Source organism: Ignavibacteriales bacterium, assembly GCA_026390775.1.
Lineage (GTDB): Bacteria > Bacteroidota > Ignavibacteria > Ignavibacteriales > Melioribacteraceae > Fen-1258.
In genome coordinates, this window is the sequence record JAPLFF010000007.1 from 1680720 (window position 1) to 1688032 (window position 7313).

At 38.1% G+C, this 7313-nt stretch carries 4 protein-coding genes; all 4 read left to right on the forward strand.

The window, feature by feature from the left end:
• Positions 1 to 22: 22 nt before the first annotated feature.
• Positions 23 to 3175 (forward strand): PAS domain S-box protein, encoded by a 3153-nt coding sequence (locus tag NTZ27_12535; protein ID MCX6175572.1) that lies wholly within the window; start codon positions 23 to 25, stop codon positions 3173 to 3175.
• A 77-nt stretch (positions 3176 to 3252) separates the two neighbouring features.
• Positions 3253 to 3693: a response regulator gene (locus NTZ27_12540; GenBank protein MCX6175573.1), complete on the forward strand. Its 441-nt coding sequence runs from the start codon at positions 3253 to 3255 to the stop codon at positions 3691 to 3693.
• A gap of 88 nt (positions 3694 to 3781) precedes the next feature.
• Entirely contained in the window at positions 3782 to 6985 is a 3204-nt protein-coding gene (locus NTZ27_12545) for a PAS domain S-box protein (GenBank protein MCX6175574.1), read from the forward strand.
• 81 nt (positions 6986 to 7066) lie between these two features.
• The coding region (locus NTZ27_12550) for a response regulator (GenBank protein ID MCX6175575.1) at positions 7067 to 7313 on the forward strand (247 nt) is incomplete at its 3' end.

Sequence of the window (7313 nt, forward strand, 5' to 3'; positions counted from 1 at the left end):
AAGTTAACATAGGTTTTTGAGTATGAAAGACGATAATAAAAAAGGTAAACACATAATAAGTGTTTTTATCAAAGTCGGCTCATTACTCACAGCAACTTTGGGTATTATAGTAATACTCGGATGGATCTTTGATATCCCTCAATTAGCAAGTTTTGATACAGACAAAATACCAATGGCGTTAAGCTCAGCGGTTTTGTTTGTCTTATACGGATTAATAATTTTCTTCCACCATCGTTTACCTTCAAACCGCATTATATCATGGATTGGAATTGCTTTCAGCTCTGTTGCAATTTTAGTTGCATTACTGCTTCTTTATCTTACGCTGAACGGTATACGTCCAGATGCAGAACATTTAGGAATGAAAATAAGCGGAGGGTTTGATGGATTAATGGCAGGGCATATGTCTCCAATTACTGCATTTATTTTTGTGTTTGTTGGTTTGTCATTCTTGATAATACTGATGAAAACCAGACGAAAAAAACTAAAAAGAGTATCTTTTATTTTTGAAGTCTTAGTAATCTTCATCTCCATTATTCTTCTCTTATCTTATCTCTTTGGTACACCTCTGCTTTACGAAGGGGGATTTATTCCACCGGCATTAACAACTTCTCTTTCCTTTTTATTTCTTGGAATTACATTACTTTTAATTTCAGGACTCGAAATTTGGTCTTATGAAAAGTTATTGAATACTCTGGGCACACGTTCTACACACATACTTTTTCTAGTTTTTGTTATTCTGATTGTAAGTATAATTACAGCGGGGTATTCATATTATAGAGTTTATGAAAAACATTATCGTACGGAGGTTGAACAACAGCTTTCATCAATCGCTTTTTTAAAAGTAAACGAAATAGTTCAGTGGCGGAAAGAACGATTGGAAGATGCGGAAGAATTTTACCAAAATGCAGAATTCTCCAGATTGGTAAAACAATTCTTTAATAAACAAAACGACGCTGATGCAAAAAAAAGAATTCAAGAATGGATTGAACAAGCCCGTTCAGATTCTGAATACGACCAGATATGCTTACATAACGCAAAAGGCGTTGAAGTAATTTCTTCTCCCGACGGAAAAATTCTTAGTCCGTTTATTTTCTCTGCACGTTCTTTCGAAGTATTGAAATCCGGGCAAATATTTTTTCAAGATTTTTACCGTGATGAAAATGATAAGCGTATTTATTTAGCAATTTTTATTCCCATTCTTTCTGATAAATCAAGTAAAAATGTAATTGGAGTTGTTGCTTTAAGGATTGATCCCAAGAAGTTTCTGTATCCTTTAATAAATATATGGCCTCTTCCAAGCAAATCAGCAGAAACACTTATTGTTCGGCGTGAAGGAAATGAGGTTGTGTTTCTTAACGAACTTAAATTTCAAAAAAATACTGCGCTCAATCTTAGGAAACCGTTAACAGAAATAAATTTACCTGCCGCACAAGCAGCGCTGGGTAAAAAAGAAATAACAGAAGGTGTAGACTATCGCGGTATTTCGGTTATTGCTTATGTGAATCCAATACCTAATTCGCCATGGTTTCTTGTTGCACGGATGGATACATCTGAAGTTTATGAGTCTATAACTGAAAGACTATGGATGTTAATCGCTATTGTCTTCGTGCTTCTTTTAGGATCCGCTGCAACAATCGGAATGATTTGGCGGCATCAACGTGTACGGTTTTACAATGAGAAATATATTGCTGAAAAAGAACGCGCATCACTTCAAGAGATCATCAGTAAAAGTCTTAATGAAATATATGTCTTTGATGCCGGCACACTAAAGTTTATTTATGTTAATGACAGTACAATCAATAATCTCGGTTACAATATGGAGGAACTTTCAAATATGACTCCTCTCGGTATCGAGCCAAGATTTAATATGAATTCGTTCAAGGAAATGGTAGCGCCTCTTTATGAAAAAAAGATTCCGGTTCTACAGTTCGAAACAGTACATCAAAGAAAAGATAAAAGTGAGTATGTTGTAGAAGTTCACCTCCAACTCATTGATTCGGAAAAAGGATTAGTATTCTTGGCAGTAATAAATGACATCACCGTGCGCAAGCGTTCTGAAGAAGCTTTAAGGAAAAGCGAAGAACGCCTGCGACTCGAAATGGCCCGTATGCCCATTGGCTATATAGTGTGGGACAAAGACTTTCGCGTGGTTAATTGGAATCCGGCTGCTGAAAAAATATTCGGTTTCACTGCAAGCGAAACCATAGGGAAACATCCGTATGACCTCATTGTGCCGAAGGATGCACAACCCCTCGTAGATGCCATCTGGTCACGACTTCTTGAAGGTGACTATACTGCGCAAAGTGTAAATGAGAATTTTACGAAAGCTGGCCGCACCATCATATGCGATTGGACCAACACACCATTCAAAGAAGCAGATGGCAGAGTCGTCGGCGTTCTTTCCATGGTTCAGGACATCACCGTGCGCAAGCGGGCGGAAGAAGAAATTCAAAAACTCAACGCTGAGCTTGAACAGCGAGTACTTGAACGCACAGCTCAATTAGAAAATGTAAACAAAGAATTGGAATCATTTTCATATTCGGTCTCGCATGATCTTCGTGCACCTCTTAGAGGAATAGATGGCTTCTCAACAATGTTGCTTGAAGATTATTCTAAGAAGTTGGGCAAAAAAGGACAAAGATTACTCAATGTAATTCGCGGCAACACAAAAAAAATGGGGCAGCTTATTGATGACCTTCTTTCGTTTTCACGAATCGGTAAACGCGAACTCGACAAATCAGAAATTGATATGAAGACTCTCGCTAATTCAATTTATTATGAATTAACATCAGAACTGGAAAGGGAAAAGATTTCATTTACTGTCTCCAACTTACCAAACGCGAAAGGTGATTCATCATTAATTAGACAGCTTTGGTATAACATAATATCAAATGCAATAAAGTTTTCATCAAGAAAAGATAATCCGGTAATTGAAATAAACAGCAAAGTAGAAAACGGGGAAGAAATTTATTTTATTAGGGATAACGGCGTTGGTTTCGATATGAAATATTATGAAAAACTTTTCGGTGTATTTCAACGTCTGCACAGCGAAACCGAATATCAAGGTACCGGAGTTGGTTTAGCAATTGCGAAAAGAATAGTTACCAAACATGGCGGTAATATCTGGGCGGAATCGGAAATTAATGTTGGAACTACTTTTTATTTTTATCTTTAAAGAATAGGCAAGTAGGCAATAGGCATGAGGCAATAGTAAATGACCATTGCCTGTTCTTAAAAAAAGGAGTAAATAACATGGATGCAAAACCAGTAGATATTCTTCTAGTTGAAGATAATCCGACTGATGTTGAATTAGCTCTTCGCGCATTAAAGAAAAGCGGCTTGGCAAATAATATCTTTGTTGTAAATGATGGAGAGGAAGCACTCGACTTTCTATATTGCAGGAACAAATTTGTGAACCGCAATCCCAATCATTCTCCAAAAGTTATACTGCTGGATCTTAAACTGCCAAAAGTAGACGGATTGGAAGTTTTACGGACATTAAAAAAAGATGAAGAGAAAAAAAATATACCGGTAGTTGTCTTGACTTCATCCGATCAAGAAAAAGATATGGTAGAAAGCTACAAGTTTGGTGTTAATAGTTATATTCAAAAACCTGTTGACTTCGATCAGTTTATAAAAGCTGTAAATCAAATTGGATATTACTGGCTATTGGATATTACTGGCTACTGCTAAATCGATTACCGAATAAATAATATCAGTAATCAAAAATTTATTGTTTTCGGTAATGAATATATTGGAATACTAATGGTACGAGGAAATTATGGAGAATAAATTAAAAATATTATTTGTTGAAGACTTACCGACAGATGTGGAGCTTGCTAAACGCACTCTTACAAAAGAAGGTATAAAATTTCAGTCCCATATTGTTGAAAATGAAACTGATTTTGTTCGTGAGCTCAATAAATTTATTCCGGATATAATTATTTCCGACTACATGATGCCTGCTTTCAATGGGATGCGTGCATTAAAAATAACTTTGGAAACATATCCCAATACTCCTTTCATTCTTTTGACCGGTTCAATGAATGAAGAAGTAGCAGTCGAATGCATGAAAGCTGGAGCAGTAGATTATATTATAAAAGAACATATTAAGCGGTTGCCCTTTGCAATAAAAGAAGCATTAAAGCAAAAGGAGATTCGTATTGCAAGAGGAGAAGCGGAACGAGCCCTGCAAGAAAGCGAACTACGCTACCGCACAGTTCTGCAGCAATCGTTAGAAGCAATTTACCTCTACGACGTGGAAACTAAACGTGTGCTCGAGGCTAATCCTACTTTTCTGAATCTCCTCGGCTACAATGCCGAAGAGGTAAGCTTGTTGACACTCTACGATATTGTCGCCCATGACCGGGCCAGCATTGACGCTTACTTGCAACATATATTATCCAGCGAGGGAATCCCCTTGGGAGAACGGCTCTGGCGGCGGAAAGATGGCACAACTGTTCATGTTGAGGTAACGGCTAACAGGGTTAAACAAGGTGATAAGACAATAGCCTTTTTCGTTGCCCGCGACATCACCGAACGCAAGCTTGCGGAAAAAGAGTTACGCGAAAGTGAATCACGATTCCGACTTTTATATGAACGCGCTCCAGTTGCATACCAGTCATTAGACTCAGAGGGTAGAATTCTAGAAATTAACGACGCTTGGCTAAAGCAACTTGGTTACAGATATGAAGAAGTAATTGGTCATTCTATCAGCGAATTTCTTGTGCCTGATCATATCAAATTACTTCAAGAACGGTTTCCTAAATTTCTTGCAACGGGTGAAGTGCATAATGCTGAATTTGATTTCGTCAGGAAAGACGGGAAAATCATTACCGTTTCCGTAGAAGGCAGAATTGGACATGATAAGCACGGTGAGTTCAAGCAAACGCATTGTATTCTTCACAATATCACCGAGCGCAAACGTGCCGAAGAAGAATTGAAGAAAAAAAATACTTTTATTCAAACTGTTCTAGACAATCTTCCGATTGGTATTGCGCTAAATGAAATTGACAAAGGGAACGCTCTCTATATAAATAAAAAGTTTGAAGAAATTTATGGTTGGCCTAAAGATGAGATGAAAGATATCCCTGAATTCTTCGAAAAAGTATATCCCGATAAAAAGTACCGTGAAGAATTAATAACAAAAATAATGGCAGATATCCAATCCGGAGATCCTTCTCGTATGCACTGGGAAGACAGCATTGTAAAACATAAAGATGGCTCTACGCATATTGTTAATGCTGTCAACATTCCTTTATTCGAACAGAATACTATGGTTTCAACTGTATTGGATATCACCGAGCGCAAACGGGCAGAAGAGGCGTTGCGCCGATTGAATCGCGAACTGCATGCAATCAGCAACTGCAACCAGACTCTATTACGAGCACTTGACGAACAGACTTTACCCAACAAAATCTGCCGTATCATTTGCGACGAAGCTGGTTACCGAATGGCCTGGGTAGGATATGCCGAGCACGATGAGACAAAAACTGTGCGTCCTGTAGCTTGGGCAGGGTTTGACAGCGGGTATATCGCAAACGCCAAAATTACTTGGGCAGACGACACGGAACTCGGACGAGGTCCTGCTGGAAAAGCTATCCGAAGCGGCGAAATGATCTGTGTTCAAGATTTCACAACTGACCCGCAAATGGTCCCCTGGCGCGAAAGCGCCTTGCAACACGGATATCGCTCCGGTATCGCCCTGCCTCTTAAGGACGAAAACACAAAGGTATTTGGCGTTCTTCTGATTTATTCTGCGGAGACCAACGTCATCACACCAGACGAAATCCGGCTTATGGAGGAACTGGCAAGCGATTTGGCTTTTGGCATTACTGCCTTACGTACTCGGGCAAAACGGGATCAGATGGAGGAAGCGCTGCTCGAGAGTGAGGAAAAATTTAGGAACCTCGCTTCATCAGCTCAAGATTCGATTGTTATGATGGACGATGAAGGAAAATTCTTCTACTGGAATGAGGCGTTCAAAAAACTATTCCAGTATAAAAGTTCAGAAATCACGGGCAAAGTGGTTCATGCGCTAATCGCGCCAAAACGTTTCCACGACGATTACAAAAAAGGTTTTGCAAAATACTTAGAGACAGGCGAAGGGTCAGCTATCGGGAAAGCTTTAGAATTAGCTGCCATTAAAAAAAATGGGGACGAATTCCCAATTGAATTATCCCTCTCTCCTTTAATGTTAAAGGGTAAGAGAATGTCTCTGGGAATTTTGAGAGACATAACCGAGCGCAAACGTTCCGAGAAAGAACTGATAGAAGCAAAAGAGAGAGCAGAAGAATCCGATAAACTGAAATCTGAATTCCTTGCGCAAATGTCTCACGAAATTAGAACTCCTATAAATGCAATAGTTGGAAATGTTGATTTCCTCAATGATTTATTTGACGAAAGTATGGATGCTGACTCACGCGATTGTTTTGATGGTATTGGTCTGGCTTCGAAAAGAATTATTAGAACAGTAGATTTGATACTTAATGTGGCTGAACTACAAACCAGCGGTTATAAACCGCAATTTGTAAAAGTTGATCTTAATTCCGAAGTACTTAATAAATTGTATAAAGAGCATCAACTTTCAGCCAAACAGAAAGGATTAGAGTTTATATATACTTGTAAAGAGAAAGACACAAAAGTAATAGCCGATGAATACAGCATAACGCAGATCTTTGCGAACTTGATAGATAATGCAATCAAGTATACAAAGAAAGGAAAAGTAGAAATACTTTTAGGAAAGAATAAAACCGGTAATATTATGGTAGAGATCAAAGATACGGGCATTGGAATGAGTAAAGAATTTCTCCCAAGAATATTTGATCCGTTTGTTCAAGAAGACCATGGATATACGAGAAGTTATGATGGCAGCGGACTTGGCTTAACGCTTGTAAAGAACTACTGTGATATAAACAATGCAGTATTAGAAGTAGAGAGTGAAAAGAATGTAGGTTCAACTTTTAGAATTATTTTTAGTAAATGAAACATCAGAATAATTCTAGCGATGTGTCATTGCGAATATCCGGCTTCGCCTCCGTTCGCAATGACAATTTAGGAGACTCACATGAAAAAGATGTTAATAGTAGAGGATGATATTCTATCTCAAAACGTAATGAGAAGGATATTTAAGAGTGATTTTGAAATTGATTTTTGTGAATCAGTTGATGAATATTATGAAAAATACTCGAAGACAAATTATGACGTAATAATAATGGATGTAGCATTAAAAGGAACTAAGACTGGTTCGGAGTTAATAAAAGAGATTAAAGCAGCCCCGCAATTTACCGGCACTCCCATACTTTGTCTAACCG

Bases quoted from the DNA above. Each gene is read 5' to 3' on its own strand.
- NTZ27_12535 (MCX6175572.1), top strand. From the start codon at position 23: ATGAAAGACGATAATAAAAAAGGTAAACACATAATAAGTGTTTTTATC.
- NTZ27_12540 (MCX6175573.1), top strand. From the start codon at position 3,253: ATGGATGCAAAACCAGTAGATATTCTTCTAGTTGAAGATAATCCGACT.
- NTZ27_12545 (MCX6175574.1), top strand. From the start codon at position 3,782: ATGGAGAATAAATTAAAAATATTATTTGTTGAAGACTTACCGACAGAT.